Origin of the sequence: Actinomycetospora straminea, assembly GCF_028737255.1 — a bacterium.
Taxonomy (GTDB): Bacteria; Actinomycetota; Actinomycetes; order Mycobacteriales; family Pseudonocardiaceae; genus Actinomycetospora; species Actinomycetospora straminea.
Genome location: NZ_JAQZAN010000023.1, coordinates 42704 through 62690 on the forward strand (window position 1 = coordinate 42704; position 19987 = coordinate 62690).

The 19987-nt window shown below is 76.1% G+C and carries 20 protein-coding genes; 7 read left to right on the forward strand and 13 right to left on the reverse strand.

Annotated elements, in window-relative coordinates; all coding sequences use genetic code 11:
- Nucleotides 1-6 precede the first annotated feature (6 nt).
- Together PH190_RS25275 and PH190_RS25280 are read right to left on the reverse strand one after the other, a co-directional pair.
- Entirely contained in the window at nucleotides 7-1527 is a 1521-nt protein-coding gene (locus PH190_RS25275; protein ID WP_274234300.1) for a DUF222 domain-containing protein, read from the reverse strand.
- Nucleotides 1528-1582: 55 nt separating this feature from the next.
- Nucleotides 1583-2053, reverse strand: coding sequence for a MarR family winged helix-turn-helix transcriptional regulator (locus PH190_RS25280; RefSeq protein ID WP_274234301.1), 471 nt, complete (start codon nucleotides 2051-2053; stop codon nucleotides 1583-1585).
- Between the two features lie 80 nt (nucleotides 2054-2133).
- On the opposite strand from PH190_RS25280, the gene PH190_RS25285 reads away from it, so the two are divergent.
- On the forward strand, nucleotides 2134-2628 hold the full coding sequence (locus tag PH190_RS25285; RefSeq protein WP_274234302.1) for a VOC family protein: 495 nt from the start codon (nucleotides 2134-2136) through the stop codon (nucleotides 2626-2628).
- Between the two features lie 13 nt (nucleotides 2629-2641).
- Here PH190_RS25285 and PH190_RS25290 read toward each other — a convergent pair whose 3' ends face one another.
- Nucleotides 2642-3571, reverse strand: coding sequence for a DUF5996 family protein (locus PH190_RS25290; RefSeq protein ID WP_274234303.1), 930 nt, complete (start codon nucleotides 3569-3571; stop codon nucleotides 2642-2644).
- Between the two features lie 201 nt (nucleotides 3572-3772).
- Entirely contained in the window at nucleotides 3773-4126 is a 354-nt protein-coding gene (locus PH190_RS25295) for a cupin domain-containing protein (RefSeq protein ID WP_274234304.1), read from the reverse strand.
- Nucleotides 4127-4247: 121 nt separating this feature from the next.
- Here PH190_RS25295 and PH190_RS25300 point away from each other — a divergent pair, with 121 nt between their 5' ends.
- Nucleotides 4248-4667 carry a cupin domain-containing protein gene (locus tag PH190_RS25300; protein ID WP_274234305.1) on the forward strand — a complete coding sequence of 140 codons (420 nt, stop codon included), beginning with the start codon at nucleotides 4248-4250 and terminating at the stop codon, nucleotides 4665-4667.
- Nucleotides 4668-4712: 45 nt separating this feature from the next.
- On the opposite strand, the gene PH190_RS25305 is transcribed toward PH190_RS25300, so the two are convergent.
- Entirely contained in the window at nucleotides 4713-4844 is a 132-nt protein-coding gene (locus PH190_RS25305) for a hypothetical protein (protein WP_274234306.1), read from the reverse strand.
- Between the two features lie 130 nt (nucleotides 4845-4974).
- Here PH190_RS25305 and helR point away from each other — a divergent pair, with 130 nt between their 5' ends.
- Nucleotides 4975-7173 (forward strand): RNA polymerase recycling motor ATPase HelR, encoded by a 2199-nt coding sequence (gene helR, locus PH190_RS25310; protein WP_274234307.1) that lies wholly within the window; start codon nucleotides 4975-4977, stop codon nucleotides 7171-7173.
- A 27-nt stretch (nucleotides 7174-7200) separates the two neighbouring features.
- Complete coding sequence (locus PH190_RS25315; protein ID WP_274234308.1) at nucleotides 7201-7950, forward strand: hypothetical protein; 750 nt, start codon at nucleotides 7201-7203, stop codon at nucleotides 7948-7950.
- Here the strand turns inward: PH190_RS25315 and PH190_RS25320 are convergent.
- Nucleotides 7933-8907, reverse strand: a complete 975-nt coding sequence (locus PH190_RS25320) for a hypothetical protein (protein WP_274234309.1) — start codon at nucleotides 8905-8907, stop codon at nucleotides 7933-7935. The two genes, PH190_RS25315 and PH190_RS25320, sit on opposite strands and share 18 nt — an antisense overlap.
- 205 nt (nucleotides 8908-9112) lie before the next feature.
- Between PH190_RS25320 and PH190_RS25325 the strand changes: the two genes are divergently transcribed.
- Nucleotides 9113-11071, forward strand: a complete 1959-nt coding sequence (locus PH190_RS25325) for a SpoIIE family protein phosphatase (RefSeq protein WP_274234310.1) — start codon at nucleotides 9113-9115, stop codon at nucleotides 11069-11071.
- Nucleotides 11072-11085: 14 nt separating this feature from the next.
- Here the strand turns inward: PH190_RS25325 and PH190_RS25330 are convergent, their stop codons facing one another.
- Nucleotides 11086-11655 carry a hypothetical protein gene (locus PH190_RS25330; RefSeq protein ID WP_274234311.1) on the reverse strand — a complete coding sequence of 190 codons (570 nt, stop codon included), beginning with the start codon at nucleotides 11653-11655 and terminating at the stop codon, nucleotides 11086-11088.
- A gap of 44 nt (nucleotides 11656-11699) precedes the next feature.
- Complete coding sequence (locus PH190_RS25335) at nucleotides 11700-11936, reverse strand: helix-turn-helix domain-containing protein (protein ID WP_274234312.1); 237 nt, start codon at nucleotides 11934-11936, stop codon at nucleotides 11700-11702.
- Nucleotides 11937-12015: 79 nt separating this feature from the next.
- On the opposite strand from PH190_RS25335, the gene PH190_RS25340 reads away from it, so the two are divergent.
- On the forward strand, nucleotides 12016-12816 hold the full coding sequence (locus PH190_RS25340) for an enoyl-CoA hydratase-related protein (RefSeq protein ID WP_274234313.1): 801 nt from the start codon (nucleotides 12016-12018) through the stop codon (nucleotides 12814-12816).
- A gap of 16 nt (nucleotides 12817-12832) precedes the next feature.
- Here the strand turns inward: PH190_RS25340 and PH190_RS25345 are convergent, their stop codons facing one another.
- The 4 genes from PH190_RS25345 to PH190_RS25360 form a co-directional block, all read right to left on the reverse strand.
- Nucleotides 12833-13279 (reverse strand): CBS domain-containing protein, encoded by a 447-nt coding sequence (locus tag PH190_RS25345; RefSeq protein WP_274234314.1) that lies wholly within the window; start codon nucleotides 13277-13279, stop codon nucleotides 12833-12835.
- 78 nt (nucleotides 13280-13357) lie between these two features.
- Complete coding sequence (locus PH190_RS25350; protein ID WP_274234315.1) at nucleotides 13358-13828, reverse strand: CoA-binding protein; 471 nt, start codon at nucleotides 13826-13828, stop codon at nucleotides 13358-13360.
- A gap of 146 nt (nucleotides 13829-13974) precedes the next feature.
- Nucleotides 13975-15213 carry an alpha/beta hydrolase gene (locus PH190_RS25355; protein ID WP_274234316.1) on the reverse strand — a complete coding sequence of 413 codons (1239 nt, stop codon included), beginning with the start codon at nucleotides 15211-15213 and terminating at the stop codon, nucleotides 13975-13977.
- 187 nt (nucleotides 15214-15400) lie between these two features.
- Nucleotides 15401-16063, reverse strand: a complete 663-nt coding sequence (locus PH190_RS25360; RefSeq protein WP_274234317.1) for a GNAT family N-acetyltransferase — start codon at nucleotides 16061-16063, stop codon at nucleotides 15401-15403.
- Between the two features lie 128 nt (nucleotides 16064-16191).
- Between PH190_RS25360 and PH190_RS25365 the strand changes: the two genes are divergently transcribed.
- A complete protein-coding gene (locus tag PH190_RS25365; protein ID WP_274234318.1) occupies nucleotides 16192-19155 on the forward strand; it encodes an AfsR/SARP family transcriptional regulator in 2964 nt (987 codons plus the stop codon).
- A gap of 34 nt (nucleotides 19156-19189) precedes the next feature.
- Here the strand turns inward: PH190_RS25365 and PH190_RS25370 are convergent, their stop codons facing one another.
- Nucleotides 19190-19795, reverse strand: a complete 606-nt coding sequence (locus tag PH190_RS25370) for a class I SAM-dependent methyltransferase (protein WP_274234319.1) — start codon at nucleotides 19793-19795, stop codon at nucleotides 19190-19192.
- Nucleotides 19796-19987 lie beyond the last annotated feature (192 nt).

Consider the following 19987-nt stretch of genomic DNA (forward strand, 5'->3'; position numbering starts at 1 on the left):
CCGACGTCAGGTGGGGATGCGGGGTCGTCCGCCGGGTCGGGGTCTTCGTTCGGGGTCGATGATCCAGGGTGGGGTGAACCAGGGCCGGCCCTCGATCATCTCGATCTGCCAGTGGCCGTGGTGGATGAGCTGGTGGTGGTGGCGGCAGAGCAGGCACAGGTTGTCCAGCGCCGTGGGTCCGCCGTCGAGCCAGTGGCGAATGTGGTGGGCGTGGCAGCGGCGGGGGCGGCGGGTGCAGCCGGGGAACGCGCAGCCGCCGTCGCGCAGGTTCAGTGCGCGGCGCAGGGCGTCGGGGGCGGTGCGCTGGGTGCGCCCGACGTCGAGGGGTTCGGAGCGGGAGCCGAGGAGCATGGGGACGATCTCGGCGTCGCAGGCCCAGCGGCGCACGGTGGCGGGGTCGACGGCGTGCCCGGAGTCCAGGGTGCCGTGGCCGCCGCGCTCGGCGAGGGCGGCGCAGAGCCAGCGGTGGTCGATGGTGATCGTGAGCAGCGCCCGCCCGGGTCGCTCGGTCCAGCCACCCGCCGAGGGAGCCGGGTCGGGTCGGCGCGGCGCGGGGATCAACGCGAGCGGGGCCGCGCCCTCGGGCTCGGTGTCCGGGGCCGGCTCGACGCGCCCGCCGCCGGCGCCCGGCTCGACGTCCGGGGCCGGCTCCCCGGGCCCGGCGTCAGTGCGCGGCGCGCCGTCGCGTGTGGCCGCGCCGTCGGCGTCCGGCTCGGTGGACGAGTCTGGCTCGGTGGTCGAGTCGGCTGCGGGCTCGGTGTCGCGGTGTTTGGTGTCGCGGTGTTCCCGGCGGGTGTCGGTGGCCAGGCCGCGGGGGCCGCGGGTGTCCCCGACGAGCTCGGTGAACGCGTCGGCCTGGCGCTCGAGCGGCCGCTCGTCGTCGGCGCCGGTCGGGGCGGCGAGCACCCCGAACACCTCGATGACCATCTCGGCGTCGAGGGGGTCACCGAGCCGGCCCTTGAAGACCAGCGACCCGTCCTTGCGTCGCAGCAGCCGCAGCTCGTCGAGGGCGTCCTCGCCGTCGGGTGGGGCGGCGCCGTCGGGGTCGTAGAGGTCGACGAACTTCTTCGCCAGCACCCGCAGCATCCGCGGCGGCAGCACCTGGGCCTGCTCGGCCAGCGTGCGCTCCACCCCGGACCACTCCTGCGGTGGCGGTGGGGGCATCAGGGCGTCGAGGTGGCGCATCGTGTCCCGGATGACCTTCACGTGCGCCGGGTCGATCGCCCCCGCGGCCAGCGCGTCCGCGGTGGCCGGCAGCCGCGCGGGCAACAGCTCGCCGTGCAGCGAGGTCCGCGCGCACAGATCGGCGGCCTCGGCCACCAGGCGTTTCGCGTCGGCCCGATCGAGGTTGTCGCGGTCGGCGACCAGCGCCTCGAGCGAGCGGTAGCCCGCGGCCACGACCGTGTTCAGGTCGGCGAGCGTGGCGATGGCCTGCAGCCGGCGGTGATAGCCCGCGCGCTGAGCGATCACGTCCGCGCGGGCCCGCGCGAGCGCCTCCCGCTCGGCCGCACCCACCGACTCGCTCACGTGTTCGACGGTAGCCCCGACCCCCGACAGTCCCGCCCCGCACGCTGAGACCCCCTCAGGAACCCACCGCCCGATCCCGCTCCACCCGCGCCAGGACCTCGTCGCTGATGGCCGCCCAGGCCTCGACCTGGCGGTCGTCGAGCCCGTCGAACACCAGCGACCGCACCGCCTCGACGTGCGCCGGCGCCGCCTGCTCGATCGCCCGGCGGCCGTCGGCGCTGAGGACGATGAACGCGCCGCGCGCGTCGTCGGGGCAGTCCTGGCGCTCGACGAGGCCGCGCTTCTGCATCCGCGCGAGGTGGTGGGACAGCCGGCTCTTCTCCCACTGCAGCCCGTCGGCCAGCTCCTGGACGCGCAGGGGCCCGTCACGCTCGCTCAGCGCCACCAGCACGTCGAAGTCGGCGAACGAGAGCCCCGCGTCGGCCTGCAGCCGGCGCCCGAGCTGCGCCTGCAGCTGCGCGGTCATCGCGAGGTGGCCGCGCCATGCGCGCTGCTGGTGGTCGTCGAGCCACCGGGGTCCGGCCATGCCGTCGATGCTACTCGTTGACGTGTCATCGAACAGGGTGCAAGATAGATGACACGTCAACTTCTACCGAGGAGAGCCCGATGACCGTCGACACCGCCACCCTCGACGCCGAGCGCGATCGCATCCGCGACGCCCACCTCAAGCCCCTCGCCGAGCGGCCCGCGTCCACGGCGCGCGGGCTGCACCACACGGCGCTGGTGTCGAGCGACGTCGAGCGGACCGTGCGCTTCTACCAGGACGTGCTCGGCTTCCCGCTCACCGAGCTGATCGAGAACCGCGACTACCCCGGCTCGTCGCACTTCTTCTTCGACATCGGCAACGGCAACCTCGTCGCCTTCTTCGACTTCCCCGGGCTCGACGTCGGCCCGTACGCCGAGGTCCTGGGCGGGCTGCACCACCTGGCCATCAGCGTCGAGCCGGAGCGCTGGTCGGAGCTCGTCGCGCGCCTGGAGGAGGCCGGCGTCGAGCACGAGGTGCACAGCGGGGTCTCGGTGTACTTCCGCGACCCCGACGGCGCGCGCATCGAGCTCATCTCCGACCCCCTCGGCGAGATGTACGGCCACCAGGTGCTCTGACCCCGGGCAGCCCCTACCGCGGCGAGGCGCGCCGCACGGGGTCGTCCTCGAGCTCGGCGCGGTCCCAGTGGCCGTGGTCGGCGGCCGCCTCGTAGGTGTCCTGGAGGAAGTCGAGCAGCGTGCTCTCCGGGTCGGCGCTGGTGCGCACGGCCTCGTAGGGCAGCAGGAACTGGCCGCCGGCCTCGTAGTAGTAGGCCTCCGACGGGCGCACGGGGTGCTCGCGGAAGCCCGCCGGCTCCGGGTAGGCGTAGGCGTAGAACGCGCCCTCCTCGCCGCCGCCGGGCCAGAACCCGGCGCTCGACAGCTCGTGCGAGTAGCCCTCGACCATCACCCAGTCCCCGCAGTTGGGCGCGCCGCCCGGGTGGTCGGGGGCGCGACGGCCGGAGAAGCGGGTGACGGCCATGTCGAAGCTGCCCCAGAAGAAGTGGACGGGGCTGACCTTGCCGATGAACCGCGAGCGGAACTGCGTGAGCACCCGGTCGGTCGCGATGAGCTGGCCCCAGAACCGGTGCGCGGCGTCGGCGTCGTAGCTCGCGTGCTCGGTGTCCTCCTCGAACGGGATCGCGCGCACGACCTCGACCGGCCGGGTGTTGATCGGGACGTCGAGGCCGAGGTCGTCGAGCGCACGGCGGGTCTCCGCCCAGAACTCCGACACCGGCTTCGGCTCGAGCGCGACCGTGCGCTCCTCACCGCTGCTCACCCGTAGGCGCAGGCGGTGCTCCACGAAGTCGAACTCGGCGTCGAACAGGCGCCGACCCCACGGCACCGACGAGGTGGTGAGCCCGCGCGGTGAGACGTAGAGCGGCACCTGCCACCAGTGGTTGACCATCGGCGCGGCCGCCAGCCGGACCTTGCCGATGACCTGCGTCCACATGTGCAGCGTGTCGCGCGTGGCCTCCCAGTCCGCGACGCGCAGCGACGGCCAGCCCTCGTCCATGGTCATGTCAGAAAAGGTACGCGTCACGCCCCGGTCGCTTCCGTGACGAACCGGGCGACCGCCGTCGAGGTGCTCGTCGAGGGGGGTCGCGTCGGGTCGGGCCGCGTCGGACCGGTCATCGGGCTCCTCCGGGGACGGTCGGGGGGACCCGACCACCACAGACCGTGCCACCGCGGCACGGTCGACCCGCTCACCGCGACGACGCGCTCAGCCCTGGATGTGCGCGACCACCTTCGCGAGCTCGGCCGACGGCGAGAAGTCGACGTACTCGCAGTCGGTGATCGCCTCGGGGGCGTGCCCCGGCGGCCAGTAGAACGCCTGGCCTCCTGTGTAGTCGCGCGGGCCGTCGGCGGTGTGCATCCGCAGGTGTCCCTTGATCATGTAGCCCCAGTGCGGGCAGGGGCACAGGTCGTCGGGCAGGCCCGCGAGCGCCGGACGCAGGTCGGTGCCGGCGGCGAAGGCGAACCACCCGGCCGTCAGCTCCCCCGCCTCCACGGCGCGCACCTCCACCCCCTCGGCCTCCAGCGCCACCGGCAGCGACGCGCGGTCGATCGCCTCCATGTCGGACCCCCTCGTACCTCGGTGCGGTCCGGACAGTGAAGGACGGGAGCGCCCCCACCGGACAGGGCGGCAACTACGTACGTCTTCCGTGGACGGGCCCCGGGTCCGCACGCTGGGGCGCATGGACGCAGCGAGCATCGAGCGCGCCGGCGAGGGCGGCTTCCCCTACCTCCTGCACGAGGGCGCGGCGCCCGTGCAGGCGCAGTGGTACTTCCGCGAGGAGACGCGGCTGCCGGTGGCGGTGCACCGCTGGGTGTTCCCGCCCGGCGCGACCGAGGGCAACCACGTCCACCCCCACGACGAGCCGCTCGACGAGCTCTACCTGCTCGTCACGGGCCGGGCGACGATGACGCTGGGCGAGCGGCAGGTCGACATGGTCGCCGGTGACGCGCTGCTGGCACCGGCGGGTGTCGAGCACGGCGTGCGCAACGACGGGCCGGAGCCCGCCGCCTTCGTCGTCGTGTGGGGACGTCCCGGCGAGGGCTTCGACTGGACGCCGTACGGGACGGGTCGGGCGGCGGAGCAGGCGGCCACCACCTGACCCGGGGCCCTGGCCCGGCGGCCTGACGCAGCCAACGACGACGTGTCAGCCCCGGTCTGGGTGGGGCGTGCGGAACGGCGGGGCGGGGCGGTCGCGCAGCTCGTCTTCGAGGGTGTCGCCGCCGGGCTCGGCCTGCGGGAACACCGTCACCGGGCCCGAGCACCGCTCGCCGGCCACCGATCGGTTCCACCGGCGAATCCGCGAGCTCGCCTTTCCCGCCGTGTCCAACGTATAGCGCGCCGGGGGGCTTGCCGCAAGACCGGGGTCGTTCCGCACCATTCTGCGCATCGAACCGGCGAGGAGGCCCGTGACGGATCAGGGACACCACGAGGAATGGCGCGCCGAGCAGCGCTACGTCGGCGGGCTCTACGCGCGCCTGGACGCCGAGCGGGCGCGGGCCCGGCGGGCGTACCGCGCGGCGCTGCGGGGTGACGGCGAGTCACCGATGGACCGCGACGTGCGCATCCGCGCACTCGCTTCGCAGGTCAGACGGCTGGAGGTGGCCGACAGCGGCCTGTGCTTCGGGCGGCTCGACACCGAGAGCGGCGAGCGCCACTACGTCGGCCGCATCGGGATCCTCGACGAGGACGACGACTACGCGCCACTCCTGCTGGATTGGCGGGCACCGGCCGCGCGACCGTTCTACACCGCGACCGCCGCACATCCGGAGGAACTGCGCCGCCGTCGCCGGTTCCGCACGCACGGGCGCCGCCTGGTCGATTTCTCCGACGAGCACTTCGGCGATCTGCGCGAGGACGCCGGCGGCGACGAGGCCCTGCTGGCGGCGGTCAACGCGCCGCGCGGTGCGGGCATGCGCGACATCGTCGCGACGATCCAGGCCGAGCAGGACGAGATCATCCGCCTCGAGCACCCCGGCGTGACGGTGATCGAGGGCGGGCCGGGCACGGGGAAGACCGTCGTCGCCCTGCACCGCGTCGCCTACCTGCTCTACACCCAGCGCGAGCGCATCGCGCGCCACGGCGTGCTCGTCGTCGGCCCGAACCCGGCGTTCCTCGACCACATCGGGCGCGTGCTGCCCGCGCTCGGCGAGACCGACGTCGTGGTCGCGACGCCCGGCGACCTCGTGCCGGGGCTCTCCGTCACGGCCGAGGACACGCCCGCGGCCGCGCGCGCCAAGGGGTCGCTCGCGATCCTCGACGTGCTCGCGGGCGCGGTCGCCGACCGTCAGCAGCTGCCCGACGAGCCCCTGGACATCGAGCTCCAGGACCTCACGGTGCGGATCGACGCCGCGACCGCGCAGTGGGCGCGCGAGGAGGCGCGGGCGAGCGGGCGACCGCACAACGAGGCCCGGGAGGTGTTCCGCGAGATCGTCGTCTACGTGCTCACCGAGCGGGCGATCGGTCGGATCGGGCGGGGCTGGCTGACCCGCGACGACCGCACGGCGTGGGAGCAGATGCGCGCCGAGCTCATCGACGAGCTCGCCGAGCACGAGGGGTTCGCCGCCGCGATCGACGCGCTGTGGCCGGTGCTGACGCCGCGGGACGTCCTGGCGACGCTCTACACCTCGCCGGAACGGCTGCGCGCCGCCGGCGCCGACCCCGCCCTGCTGCGCGCCGTCGGCGACGCCTGGACCGTGTCCGATGTGCCGCTGCTCGACGAGCTGGTCGACCTGCTCGGGCGGGACCCGGCGGCGGCGCGCGCGCAGGAGCGCCGGGTCACGGCCGAGGAGCGGGCGGAGGCGGAGTACGCCGCGGGCGTCATGGAGATCCTCACGCTGGACGGCGAGGAGCTGGACGAGGACCTCGGTGTGCGCGTCACCGACCTCACCCACGCCGGCGTCCTCGCCGAGCGCTTCGAGGAGACCGACACCCGCGACCTCGCCGAGCGCGCCGCCGCGGACCGCGACTGGACCTACCGCCACGTCGTCGTCGACGAGGCGCAGGAGCTCTCGGCGATGGACTGGCGCGTGCTGATGCGCCGCTGCCCGGGCCACGGGTTCACCGTCGTCGGGGACCTCGCGCAGCGCCGCTCCCCGGCGGGCGCGACGTCGTGGGGCGAGGTGCTCGACCGGTACGTGCCGGGGCGGTGGGTGTACCGGTCGCTGACGGTCAACTACCGCACGCCGGCCGAGGTCATGGCCGTCGCGGCGGGGGTGCTCGCGGCGTTCGCCCCCGGGGTCGCTCCCCCGGAGTCGGTGCGGGCGAGCGGCGTGGTCCCGTGGTCGCGGCGGGTCGCCGCGGACGAGCTGCCCGCGGCGATCGCGGCGTTCGTCGCCGACGAGGAGGGCCGCCCGGGGACCAGCGTCGTCATCGGGCCGCCCGACGTGCCGGGAGCGACCGCGCCGTCGGCGACCAAGGGCCTGGAGTTCGACGCGGTGCTCGTCGTCGAGCCCGAGCGCATCCTCGCCGACGGGCCGCGCGGGGCCGCCGAGCTCTACGTCGCGCTGACCCGGGCGACACAGCGCCTCGGCGTGCTGCACCGCGAGCCGCTGCCGGCGGTGCTGCAGGGGCTGACGGAGGTCGGGGTGGCCGTCGCGTCACGGTAGGCCGGGCGGCGCGGCACCATGGGGTGCGTGGCCGCCGTCGTCCCGCACACCGAGGCGGTGCTGCGCCTGCCCTGCCTCGGGCCCGAGCCGCTGCCGGTGGGCCGCGCGCTCGACGCCGTCGTCGGGTACGCGTGCGCCCGGCGGTGGGTGCGCTTCCGGTCGCCGGGGACGCCGGAGGGTCGATGGACGGCGGTCCCGGCGTACGGGTGGGCGCGGTTCGACGCGCGGCCGGCGGCGTGCGGGATCGACGCCGAGGTCCTGCTCGCGGAGGGCCTGCACGGGCGCCTCGACCGCGAGCGCTGGCAGGAGGTCCACGACGCCCTCGCCGCGACCGCGCCGCTGGTCGACGCCCTCGTGGCGCGGGCGGCGGGGCGCGCGTTCTGGGACCTGCCCGACGAGGAGCTCTCCGTCCTCGACGAACCGGGCACCGTCGGCGCGCTGCTGCGCCGGCTCGGCGAGGAGGCCGGGCCGCACGCCGCGCACGTCCTCGCCGCCCGCCACCACGCGCACCCCGACCTCGTCCCCCACCTCACGCGCACCACCCGCCGCGCCCTGCTCCCCCACCTCGAGGAGGGCGACAGCGGCGTCGAGGCGGTGGTGCACCGGGAGCTGCGCGCCAACGCCGACGCGTTCGCCGCGCTCGAGGCCGCGGTCGCCGCGGCCGTCCCCGACGCCCGGCCGACACGCCTGCGCCTGCACGACGTCCTGCTCTGGCTGACGACGACGCTGCGCGCCGCGCACGCGGAGGAGGCGGGACGGTCAGGGGACGAAGCGTGAGCGGTACCGGCCGGCGAGCACGAGCAGCGCGAGCTCGACGACGACGGCGCTGACGACCAGCTCGGCGTCGAGGTAGCCCAGCGCGACGTTGACCCCGGCGAGGGCGACGAGCAGGCCGGCCCGGCACAGGCGCACCCCCACCCGGTCCCGCCCGAGCGCCAGCGCGCCGGCGGCGAGCACGAGCAGCACCCCGACGACGGCCTCCCCCGCGGACGCGACGACGAGCATCGGCGGGCGCGTGCCCGGTGGCACCACGCGGTCGTCGAGGACGATGCTGACGCCCGGGTCGCTGCTCCAGAGCGCGACGAGCACGACCAGACCGACCAGCGAGAGCAGGCCGAGCAGCGCCGACCCGGTGATGAGCAGCAGCCGGTGCGCCCAGCGCGGGAGGAGCAGGTCCTCAGCGCGTGTGAGGGCCGGGCGTGACGGGCGCGTTTCCGGCACGTGCTCCGGGCGCCGCGCCAGCACCGACACCCCCAGGACGCCGAGGAAGACGCCGTAGATGATCGGCGCGGCGAGCGGGGTGAAGTAGTCGTTGCGGGCGGTGATGAACTTGCCGACCTCGTCGACGAACAGCCCCGACCCGACCCCGACGCACACGGCGGTCACCCGCGGCACCCAGGCGTCGGACCACAGCAGCGCGGTGAGGCCGCCGAGCAGGAGCAGCAGCCCGCCCCACAGCGCGTGGGCCAGGTGGTACTCCCCGCCGCCGATCTGCGGGTAGCCCGTGAGCTCGAGGTAGAGCCGCGTGCCGACGACCGTGACACCGAACGCCACGGCGACCAGGCGCACGCTCGCCGCCGCGTCGGGGCGCAGGACCGGGGCGCGGGAGGGCGGCCCGGCGGGGGACGTCGCGGCGGGGGACGTCGCGGCCGGGGACGTCGCGGCCGGGGATGTCGCGGCCGGGGACGACCGGTCGTCCTCGTCGTCCGACGCGGGCACCGCGGTCGTCGTCATCGCGTCCTCCCGGGCCAGGTCGTCGCAGCATTCCTTCGGTGCTCCGACGGTAGTGAGCGGGGCAAGCGGCCGGTGATCGCTGCGGGTGCTCCCGCGACCCGCTCACACCGGGTGGGAGGAGCACCGGGAGCGATCACCGGCCGGGCGGCCGGCTCGCGGACCGCCGGCGCGTGTGGGAGGACGGGTCCCGGGACACCTTGGGGGCATGGACGCGGACGGATCGGCGGGCTCGCCCGCCGGCACGCCCGCCGACGTCGTCGCCGCCTTCGAGGACATCCCGGCCGTGCTCTGGGCGTTCGAGGGCCCCGAGCACCGGGTCGTCGCCGCCAACCGCGCCGCGCGGGCCACGATGGGCTTCCGCCCCGGGATCGTCGGGCGGCCCATCCGCGAGGTCGCGCCGGAGCTCGAGGGCCAGCAGGTGTTCGAGACCCTCGACGAGGTGTTCACCCGCGGCGAGCCCGTGATCGGCGACGAGCGCCGCATCCTCGTCGACCGCGACGGCGACGGCCGCCTCGAGGAGGACTGGTTCTCCTACACGTTCGTCCCCACCCACCACCCCGACGGCACGGTGCGCGGGATGACGGTGCACATCGCGCGGGTCACCGACGAGGTGCTGCGGCGCACGCAGGCCGAGCGCTCGGCCGCCGAGTCGGAGCGCCGGCGCGCCGCAGCCCAGGACGTCGTGCTCACCCTGCAGCGCTCGATGCTGCCCACCGGCCTGCCGGTCCTGCCGCGGGCCCGTCTCGCCGCCCGCTACGTCGTGGCCGAGCGCGAGCTCGCCGCGGGCGGGGACTGGTTCGACGCGGTGCCGCTGGACGACGGGGGGCTGGCGGTGGTGGTCGGCGACGTCGTGGGCCACGGCGCCGAGGCCTCCGCGGCCATGGGCCGCCTGCGCGCCGTCGGCGCCAACGCGCTGGCGGCGGGGCGGGGCGTCGCGGACACCCTCGCCGAGCTCGACCGCTTCGCCGCGCGCGAGCCGACCACCCGCGCCGCGACGGTGTGCGTCGCCGTCCTCGATCCGCACAGCGGCGCGCTCGAGGTGGCCGCCGCCGCACACCCGCCACCGTTCGTCGTCACCGCCGACGGCACCGCCCGGTGGGTCACCGGCGGCGTCACCGGCCCGCTCGGCACCGGCGCGGCGGCCCCCACGCCGGTGCGCGACGCGCTGGGCGCCGACGACGTGCTCGTGCTCTACACCGACGGCCTCGTCGAGCGCCCGGGGCACACCCTCGACGAGGGCCTCACGGCACTCGCCCGCACCGCGGTGGCCGCCGGCCACGAGGACGTCGAGGCCGACACCACCGTGCCCGCCGCGCAGGTCGACCGCATCGCCGCGCTCACCGTGGAGCGCATGGGCTGGACCGGCGGCGGCCACGCCGACGACGCCACCCTGCTCGCGGTGCAGCGCACGGCCGCGCCGCCGCCGGTGTTCGCCGTCGAGGTCCTCGCCGAGCCCCGCGGCCTGCGGCGGCTGCGACGGGCGCTCGACGCGTGGCTCGACGACGCCGGGGTCGGCGACGACGACGCGTCGGCGCTGGTCCACGCGGTGGGCGAGGCCGTCACCAACGCCCTCGAGCACGCTCACCCGGAACCGCCCGCCGACGGCGTCGGCGCCCGCGTGGAGGCCCTGCTCGACGACGGCGGGCGGGTGCACGTGACGGTCACCGACGCCGGGCGCTGGCGGCCGGCCCCCGACGACGCAGGAGGCCGCGGGCGCGGGCTGATGATGATGCGCGGGCTCGTCGAGCGGGTCGACGTCACGACCGGCGCCGGCGGCACCACGGTCACGCTCGTGACGCCGGTGCGCCGCGACGTCCTCGTCGGCTCGTACGGCGAGGACGTCGCCGCGACGGTCCGCGACCCCGACGAGGACCTCGCCACCGAGCTGCACGACGACGTGCTCGCCGTGACCGGCCCGATCGACACCGAGACCGTCGAGCGCTTCCGCCACCGCGTGCTCGACGCCGCGCGCGGCGGGGCCCGCGCGGTCACCGTCGACCTCGACGGCGCCTCGGTGTTCTCCAGCTCGGCGGTGCAGGCCGTCCACGAGCTGCGCCGCGACCTCGCCGGCCTGCGGCTCCACGCCTCCACCGACAGCGTCGCGGGACGCGTGCTCGCCCTCACCGGCCTGGACGACCTGCGCAGCGAGACCGCGCAGGTCTGACCCCGCCGACGAGGTCAGCCCTCGTCGGCCGCCTTCTGCAGCGCGCGCTCGACGGTGGTGCGGTCGCGGTGGTCACGCTCGTGCTCGAGCGCCCGCCGCGCCGTCTCCGGGTCCAGGCGCCGGGCCTGCTTGGCCGCCTCGTCCGCCTTCAGCTCGTCGAGCTCGGCGCCCTTGCGCTCCTTCTTCGCCGCCGCGGTGTTCGGGACGTCGCCCTGCCCGTCCTTCGAGGCATCCCGCTTGCGCCGGCGGGTCTCCTCCTTCTCCTCGTCCGACATCTGCTCCCACGCCTTCTTCGGCAGGTAGCGGTCGGTCTCGCCGTCCCCGCGCGCCTGCGCGGAGCCGTCGGCGGTCTGCCACTCCTCGTCGGTCCACTGCTCGAGGCTGCGCTGGGCGTCGGTGGGCTGGTCGGGGTGCTCGTAGCCCCCGCCCTGCTTCTCGTACTCCTGAGTGAGCAGCTGGCTCTTGCGCGCCGACCACTTCCCCGGCGCCCCGCCCTTGTCGGACTGCTTGATCTCCTCCTTGAGCCTCTCCCGCAGCTCAGGGTGGGTGTAGTCCTTCGCGTAGTCCTGTGCGCCCTTGGCCATGGGGGGGGGTTACCCACCCTCGTCCACCCCGCCGCGACCCGCTCTCAGGTCCTCCGCGGCCGGCTGCCGCCGCGGGGCCGCAGAGTGACGCCGGCGTCGAGCAGGAGGCGGCGGACGTGGCCGAAGCTGCGGCCCGTGTCCTCGGACAGCCGCATGAGGCTCACGCCCGCCGCGTACCGCTCGACGAGGTACCGCGCGAGCGCGGCCCGGTCCGCGTGCTGCGCCCGTCCACCCTTCGACGTCGGTGCCTTCGACCCTGCGTTCGCCACCGTCTGCGACACCAGCGATCTCCCTCCGTCGGCTGCGCACGACGGTAGGGACGGGCGGACGTCCATCCCGTGAACCGTCCAGGATTGAGACATGACCTCTCTGTGGCCCGAGACCCCGCCGCCGACCGCGGAGGAGGTCGCCGCGCGGGTGCGGACCGAGCGCCGCGGCCACGTCCTCGTCGTCCGGATGGCGCGCACCGACAAGCGCAACGCCGTCGACGCCGCCATGACGACGGCGCTGGACCGCGCCCTCGACACCCTCGACGACGACCCCGAGCTGCGCTGCGGCGTGCTCACCGGCGGGCCGGAGGTGTTCTGCGCGGGCACCGACATCGCCGTGGGACCGGGCGCGCCGACGCCGCGGGGCGGCAACTACGGCGTCGTCGCGCGGCGGCGCACGACGCCCCTGGTCGCCGCCGTCGAGGGCATCGCGTTCGGCGGCGGCTTCGAGATCGCGCTCGCCTGCGACGTGCTCGTGGCCGGACGCACCGCGCGGTTCGGGCTGCCCGAGGTCGGGCTCGGGCTCGTCGCCAACTGCGGGGCGCTGTTCCGCGGACCGCGGGCGCTGCCGCCCGTGGTGGCGCGGCAGATGCTGCTCACCGGCGACCCGATCGACGCCGAGCGGGCCCACGCGCTCGGGCTCGTCGGCGACCTCACCGCGCCCGGGCAGGCCGAGGAGCACGCCCTCGCGCTGGCCGAGCGCATCGCCGCGCGCTCGCCGGTCGCCGTCGCGGCCACGCTCACCGCCCTCGACGCCGCGCTGCAGGACGCCGACGCGCAGGGCTGGGCCGACACCGAGGCCGCGGTCGCGCGCGTGCTGGCCAGCGAGGACCGGGTCGAGGGCGTGGCGGCGTTCTTCGCGAAGCGGCCGCCGGTGTTCCCGGGCCGCTGAGGCCTACTCCAGCGCCCTACTCCGCGGCGCGCTCGGCCCGCTCCCGCTCCCGGGCCTCGACGTCCTCGCGCGAGCAGAAGCCCCGCCCGTGGCGCTTGCGGCAGAGCAGGCCGAGCAGCGCGCCGTGCCCGTCGACGACGGCGAGGCGCCGGCCCGTCATGGCCTGCCGGACCTCCTCCACGTCGGCGTCCGGGGCGACCGTCCGGCCGTCGAGCCGCCCCCGGTCCACCACGCTGGCGGCCCCCGGCGCACCCTCGAGGTCCGCGCGCTCGACGACGGCGAGCAGCTGCCGCCCGTCGACGACGAGCACCGCGTGCACGTGGTCGTCGGCGAGCACCGCCCGCGCCTGTTCGACCGTCGTCGCGGGCGGGCACGTCTTCGGGCCGGCGAGCATCGCGTCGGCGACCGTCGCCCCGGCGCGCAGCGCGTCACCGCGGCACGTGTCGGGGAGCGGGAGCGTCACGGCTCAGGATTGTCCGCGTCCGACCCGGACCTTGCACAGGGCGCTGAGCGACAGGTCCGGGGACCGGCCGGCGAGGCCTCAGACCTGGCGCGGCATGTGCCCGATGCCCAGGAAGTGCATGACCTTGTGGCCGGTGTCGGCGGTCGGCGCGAACATGCACGGGCAGCCGCCGTCGATCACGGTCATCCCGTGCTCGCGGCCGTACCGTGTGGCCTCCCCGGACACGCTGCCGCGGCCCGGGCCGCGGTGCATCCAGACCCGCCGGATCCCGAGGTCCGCGCATTCGCGCACGGTCTCCTCGGCGTGCGCCGGACTCGTGCCGATCACCACCGCGTCGACCCCGCCCTCGACCGACGTCAGATCGGCGTAGGCACGGTCGCCCTCGACCTCCTCGGCGTGCGGGTTGATCGGGAAGACCTCGTACCCGCGCTCCTTGAGCCGCTGGTAGACGACGTTCGCGCCGTGGTCGCTCCCGCTCCGGGACACGCCGGTGACGGCGATGCGCTTCTGACCGAGGAACTCGGCGACGGCCTGCTTGACGGGGACCACGACGACCTCCCGGCTGCTGGATGCGGACGTCCACGCTCACCGTCGCGCCGGCACGGCCCACCGGTCGGAGGTCCTCCCCGCCGGGTCCGTTCGTCCCGGACACCGCCACCAGCGGGTCGGCGACCGTGCGTCCGGCGCTGGGGGCGTCAGCCCGGACCGCGGTAGCCCATCGGCGGCGTGGTGGAGCCCGGGGGGACCACGGTGCCGGGCAGGGGCCGATCGTCGAGGAAGGCCGTGATGGCGGCGCGGGTCGCCTCCGGTCGTTCGTGGTGAGCGTTGTGCCCGGCGTCGGGCAGGTGGAGGAGCCGGGCGTCGGAGAGGCCGTCGCGGTAGTCCACTGCCGAGCGCCAGGACAGGTAGTCGCAGCCACCCTTGACGATCAACGCAGGCGTCGGCAGGCCGCGGACGGCGGGACGCAGGTCGGCCGGCGGTGCGGCGGTCGCGGACTGGGGGTACTGCAGGGCGTAGAACCCGCTGCCGGTCACCGGCGGTGTGCCCGGCGGCGGGGCCTGGCAGAACAGGGCCGGCTGGGCGATGGTGAGGACCGCGTCGTTGCGGAGGTCGGCCTCGGTGTCGCCGAGGAAGGCGTGGGCGGCCGAGGGCTCGGTCTGGAGCAGCACGTACCCCAGCAGCGGGCGCGGGGCGAGCACCGCGCTGTACAGCTGGAGGCGTCGGGAGAGCGTGAGGCCGGCGGCAGCGCGTGTCGGGCTGGTGTCCGTCGGGTCCAGTGGTGCCGGCGAGATCAGGACGAGCCGGTCGACCCGGTCCCGGTGGGCGGCGGCGTAGGCGGTCGCGACCGCGGCACCGTGGGAGTGCCCGAGCAGGACCATGCGCTCGAGGCCGAGTGCCCGGCGCAGGGCCTCGAGGTCGTCGACGTCCGTGTCGCGGCCGTAGCCGTGTGGGTCACCGAGCCGTGTGGAGGCGCCGGCGCCTCGCTGCGCGTAGAGCACGACCTCCCGCCCTCCGTGTGTGAGCGGGCCCAGCGCCGCGACGTCGGCCGTCAGCTCGGGGATCCCCGGCCCACCGTGCAGCACCACGATCGGCGGCCCGGACACCGGACCGCGCGCCGGCAGGGTCAGCACCTGGATCCGGGCGCCGTCGGGAAGGGTCACCACGGCTCCGGGCGCGGCGGGCGCCGCCGGCAGCGGGGGCGGGATGAGCGCGACCGCCACGACGACGAGCAGCCCGAGGGCCGGCCCGAGCACCGCGGCCGCGCGCCGGCGACCGCCGCGACGGCCGAGGGCGAGGCCTCCGCCGAGGGCCACCACGACGAACACCGCGGCGCCCGCGGCCAGGAACCACCCCGGACGCGTGGTCGACCCGGCGAGGGCCACCGTCGTCGCCGCACCCGCCAGCAGCGCGACGAGTACCACGCCGGCGGACACCGCCGGGGTCGTCATCCAGCGGTGACGCGGCACCCTGCTCGCCCCCGGACACGACGGTGCTCCTCAGCGGTCTCCCGGTGATGGTGCCCGCTGCCGTGCTCTCCCTCCAGGCCCGATCCCGGGCCTCGGGCGCGGCAGGACCGGGGCCGGGGCGGGTCGCGTCAGCGGTCACCCGCCCCGGCCGTGGTCACCGTGCGGGCTCCCGCCACATCGCCCAGAGCGACGGACCGCCGGTCACCGCGAGCTCGCCGGTCACCCGGAACCCGTGGCGCTCGTAGAGCCTGACGTTCTCCCGGCTGGTGGCCTCCAGGTAGGCGGGCACTCCGTCCCGGTCCCCCCGGTCCAGCACGGCGCGGAGCATCGCGCTGCCGTGTCCGCGGCCCTGCCGGTCCGGCACGACACCCAGGAGCCAGAGGTAGTCGTGGTCGGCGTGGTGGGGATGGTTCTCGTCGAGCAGGCCGATGACGTCCTCCCAGCGACCGGCGTCCGCTCCCGCGAGCTCGACGCACCCGTCGACGAACCGGTCGCCGTCGACCTCGTCCATCGGCGCCACGCCCGCCGGTGACCACAGCGCCCCACCGGCCACGCCGCCGTCGTCGCCGACGCACCAGATGTGGTCGTGGCGTCGGAACACGTCGATGGCGAGCTCGAAGAAGGGCGGGAGGATGCGTCGTCGCCGGTCGTCGTCCGGGGTCAGCCAGCGGAACACCGGGTCGGCGTGGAACGCGGCGGCCAGTGCGGTCGCGACCGCGGCGTGGTCACCGGTGCGGGCCTTCCGGGCGGCCAGGGGCCTGGTGGTGGTCATGGTGGTGGTGGTCATGGTGGTGGTGGTCGAGGTGGTGGTGCTCATGTCGTTCTCCTCACGGATGGTGATCCCCGAGTGGGGCGGCCGAGTGAAGGTTGGGCCGGCCGCCTGACCCTGGAGTGCCGTTCCGCTGACGCCGTCGGCGTGCGACCCTCGGTCCGAGGAGTCGGACCATGGAGTTCCGCGTACTGGGCCCGTTGGAGGTCCTCACCGACGCGGGCCCCGTCGTGCCCGGGGGTCCGCGCTCTCGGGCGCTGCTCACCGCGCTGTTGCTCACCCCGGGTGAGCTCGTCCCGATCCACCGGCTGGTGGAGATCATCTGGGGGGACGCGGAGCCGACCGACCCGGACAACGCGGTGCACCGGGTGGTCTCCCGGCTCCGGCGCGTTCTGGGACCGGGCGCGGCGTCGGTGGTCACGCGGCCGCCGGGCTACCTCGTGGCCGTCGATCGGCGGGACGTCGACGCGGAGGCCTTCGCCGAGGAGGTGCGGGGCGCCGCCGGCCGGCTCGCCGCCGACCCGGAGGGCGCGCTGGCCGCGCTCGACACGGCTCTGGCCCGGTGGCGGGGTCCGGCCTACGGCGAGTTCGGGGACGGCTTCGCCCGCGCGGCGGCGGCCCGGCTGGAGGAGCTGCGGATCGTGGCGCGCGAGCACCGGGTCGAGGCCCTGCTCCGCGCGGGCGCGGCGGCGACGGCGGCGGCGACCGCGGCCGATCTCGCCGCCCAGCACCCGCTCCGCGAACGGCCCGTGGAGCTCGCGATCCGCGCGCTGGCCGGCGACGGCCGCGTGCCGGAGGCGCTCGCGGCCTACCGGCGGCACCACGACCTCGTCCGCGAGGAGCTGGGGCTCGACCCCTCGCCAGCGCTGCGCGACCTGCACGCACGGGTCCTCCGCGCGGAGCTCCCGGACACCGCGCTCCCTCGCGCGACGGTGACCGTTCCCGCTCCGCGCTCGGCGCCCGACGCCTCCGCCGGAGGCACCCGCGCCTGGCCTGGTTCGCGTCTCCCGCCCCGCGCTCCGACCCCGCTCCGCGGCCGCGACGACGTGCTCGACCAGCTCGACGAGGTCCTGGCGGCGCGGCCGTTGGTGACCATCGTCGGTCCGGGCGGGGTCGGGAAGACCCGGGTGGCCCGGGAGCTGGCGCACCGGGCGTCGGCGGCCGGACGGGCCGTGTGGTGGGTCGATCTGGCTCCGGTCACCGAGGACCGGCTCGTCGAGGCCGTCGCCGCGGCGACCGGGGTGGAGCTGCGGGACGAGGATCCTGCCGAGGAGCTCGTCCGCTCCCTCGCCGTGTACCGCGGTGTGCTCGTCCTCGACAACGCCGAGCACCTGCTCGACGCGCTCGCCGCGCTGGTGGAGCAGGTCCTGGCCGGCCGGCACGGTCTGACGGTGCTCGCGACGAGCCGGGAGCGCCTGGGCGTGGACGCGGAGGCGGTGCAGGCGCTGCCTCCCCTCACCGTGCCGACCGACGCCGACGAGGCGAACCCCGCGGTCCGGCTCTTCCTCGACCGGCTGCCGACCACGCGGACCGACGCCGCCGACCCGGAGCAGATCGGTCTCGTCGCCCGGGCGTGCCGCCGACTCGACGGCCTGCCCCTCGCGATCGAGCTCGGGGCCGCCCGGGCGGACACCCTCGGCCTCCCGTTGCTGCTCGAACGCCTCGGCGACCGGCTCGACCTGCTGGCCGGCGGGCGCCGCACCGCCGAGCGCCGGCACCGCACCCTCCGCGCGGTGGTCGAGTGGTCCCACCACCTGCTCACTGCCGAGGAGGCGGCGCTGTTCGCCCGCCTGGCGGTCTTCCCCGGCTCCTTCGGGCTGGACCAGGTCGAGACCGTCTGCGCCGACGACCGGCTCCCTGCGCCGGCGATCGCGCCCCTGCTCGCCCGGCTCGTCGAACAGTCCCTGGTCCGACGGGTGGGAGACCGCTTCGGGCTCCTCGAGACCCTCCGTCTGCACGCGGTCGAGCGCCTCGAGGCGTCCGGTGAGCGCGGCCGGTGGACGACGCGGCACGCGCGCGACACGGCGCAGCGGCTCGAGACCCACGGGGCGATGCTGTGGACCGCGGACGAGCCCCGCGCGGTACGCGCCCTCACCGAGCTGCTCGACGACCTGCACGCCGCGTGGGCACACGTCCACCGGTACGACCGGCCGCTCGCCGTGCGGATGGCGGCCGACGTCCACGACTTCGCCTACGGACGGCAGCGCCTCGACCTGCTGCGGTGGGGGCTCGTCGTGGCGGAGTGGGAGGGCGGGCCCTCAGGGACCGGCGTGCCCGGCGCGGCCCCTGCCGATCTGGCCCGCGCCCTGGCGACGGCGGCGACCGCGGCCTGGTCGTCGGGCCGCCGGGACGAGGCCGCGACGCTCGCCGCCCGCGGGATCGAGCGCGCCGGCGGACCGTCGCGGCCGGCGGCGATGCAGGCCCGCCGGGTGGCCATGCACCTCGCCATGTTCAGCGGCCACACGGCCGAGGCGGCGGCGGGATACCGCGCCCTCGCCGCGTCCTCCCGCGGCGCGGGCGAGGATGCCCGCGCCCTGGTCTTCGAGCTCTGCGCCGCCCAGGCGCTGTCCTACGACGGCCGGACCGACGAGGCCGCCGCCCTCGTCGATCGGCTCCGTCCCGCGGTGGCAGCGACGCACCACCCGACGACGCTCACCTCGGCGGCGACCGTCGAGGGCATGGTGCGCGAGGGCACCGATCCGGGGCGCGCGATGGAGTGCTACGCCGCCGCCGTCGAGCACGGCGCCGCCGCGGAGTGCCGGCTCTTCGTCACCATCGCCCGGTCCGCGTCCGCCGCGCTGCGAGCCCGGACCACGCGATCGGTGGCCGCCCTGCCCGAGCTCGCCGCGGCCCTCGACGCGTGGTCGCAGCTCAACAACGAATCCATGCAGTGGTGGGTCCTGGCCCACGTGGTCGTCGTCCTCGCCGACGTCGGACGCACCCGCGAGGCCGCCACCCTCGACGTCCTGGTGGCCGAGGCCGGCGACCGCCGGCCCCTCGTCGGCACCGGGGACCGCCGGCTCCGGGGTGAGGTGCGGCCGGTGCGCTCGCCGCCGGCGGGGACGCCGGCGCCCGCGGCACGCGCGGCGGCACTCGCCGAGGCCGTCGCGCTCGCGCGACGCGCGCTCGGGAGGCACTAGGCCCGAGACCCCCGGCGCCCTCCGGCCGGCACCGTCACGCCGGCACCTCCTCAGCTGCTCGGCGCAGCTCGACGACGACGTCGCCGGCGTCCGTGCCGTGCGTCGGGCGCGGGACCTCCACGCCCCGGACCGGCTCCAGCCCGGCATCGGCGAGGTCGTCCAGCACGTCCTGGGCGGTGTAGACCACGGACACGTCCCGGGGTCCACCGAACCCGCGGGTGAGGTCGGCGGCGTCGTGCCCGATGACGAGCAGCGTGCCGCCGGGTGCCAGGGCCGCCGCGGCAGTGCGCAGGACGCCACGGCGCTCCTGGGCGGGGAGGTGCAGGTAGGAGATCAGCACGAGGTCCACCGGCTGCGGCGGGGTCCACGTGGTGACGTCGGCCTGCACCCAGTGGACGTGGACCGCGTGCCGGATCTCGGCCGCGGCGGCGCGCTCGAGGGCCGCCGCGGAGTAGTCGACCGCCGTGACCTCCCACCCCTGCTCGGCGAGCCAGACCGCGTTGCGGCCCTCGCCGCACGCGAGGTCGAGCGCACGGCCCGGCGGACGGTGGGCGAGCACTTCGTGCACCCAGCGGCCGGGCGTGTCGGGCCACAGACGGTCGGGGTCGGCGTAGAGGGCGTCCCAGGCCGCGGCGTCCATCACGACCTCCCTGCCCGTGCGCCCGCCGGTGCTCGGCGCACCCGGCCCTTCACGTCGATCTCCATCGTCGTCCCTCTCGTTCGTCGCGCGTCCTGGTGCTCGGCGGTGTCCGGTCGATCACCCGCCGATCACCCGCGGTGCCTGCGGTCGCCGGCCTCCGTACGCCACGGCGGCGGGCGGGCAGGACACGGT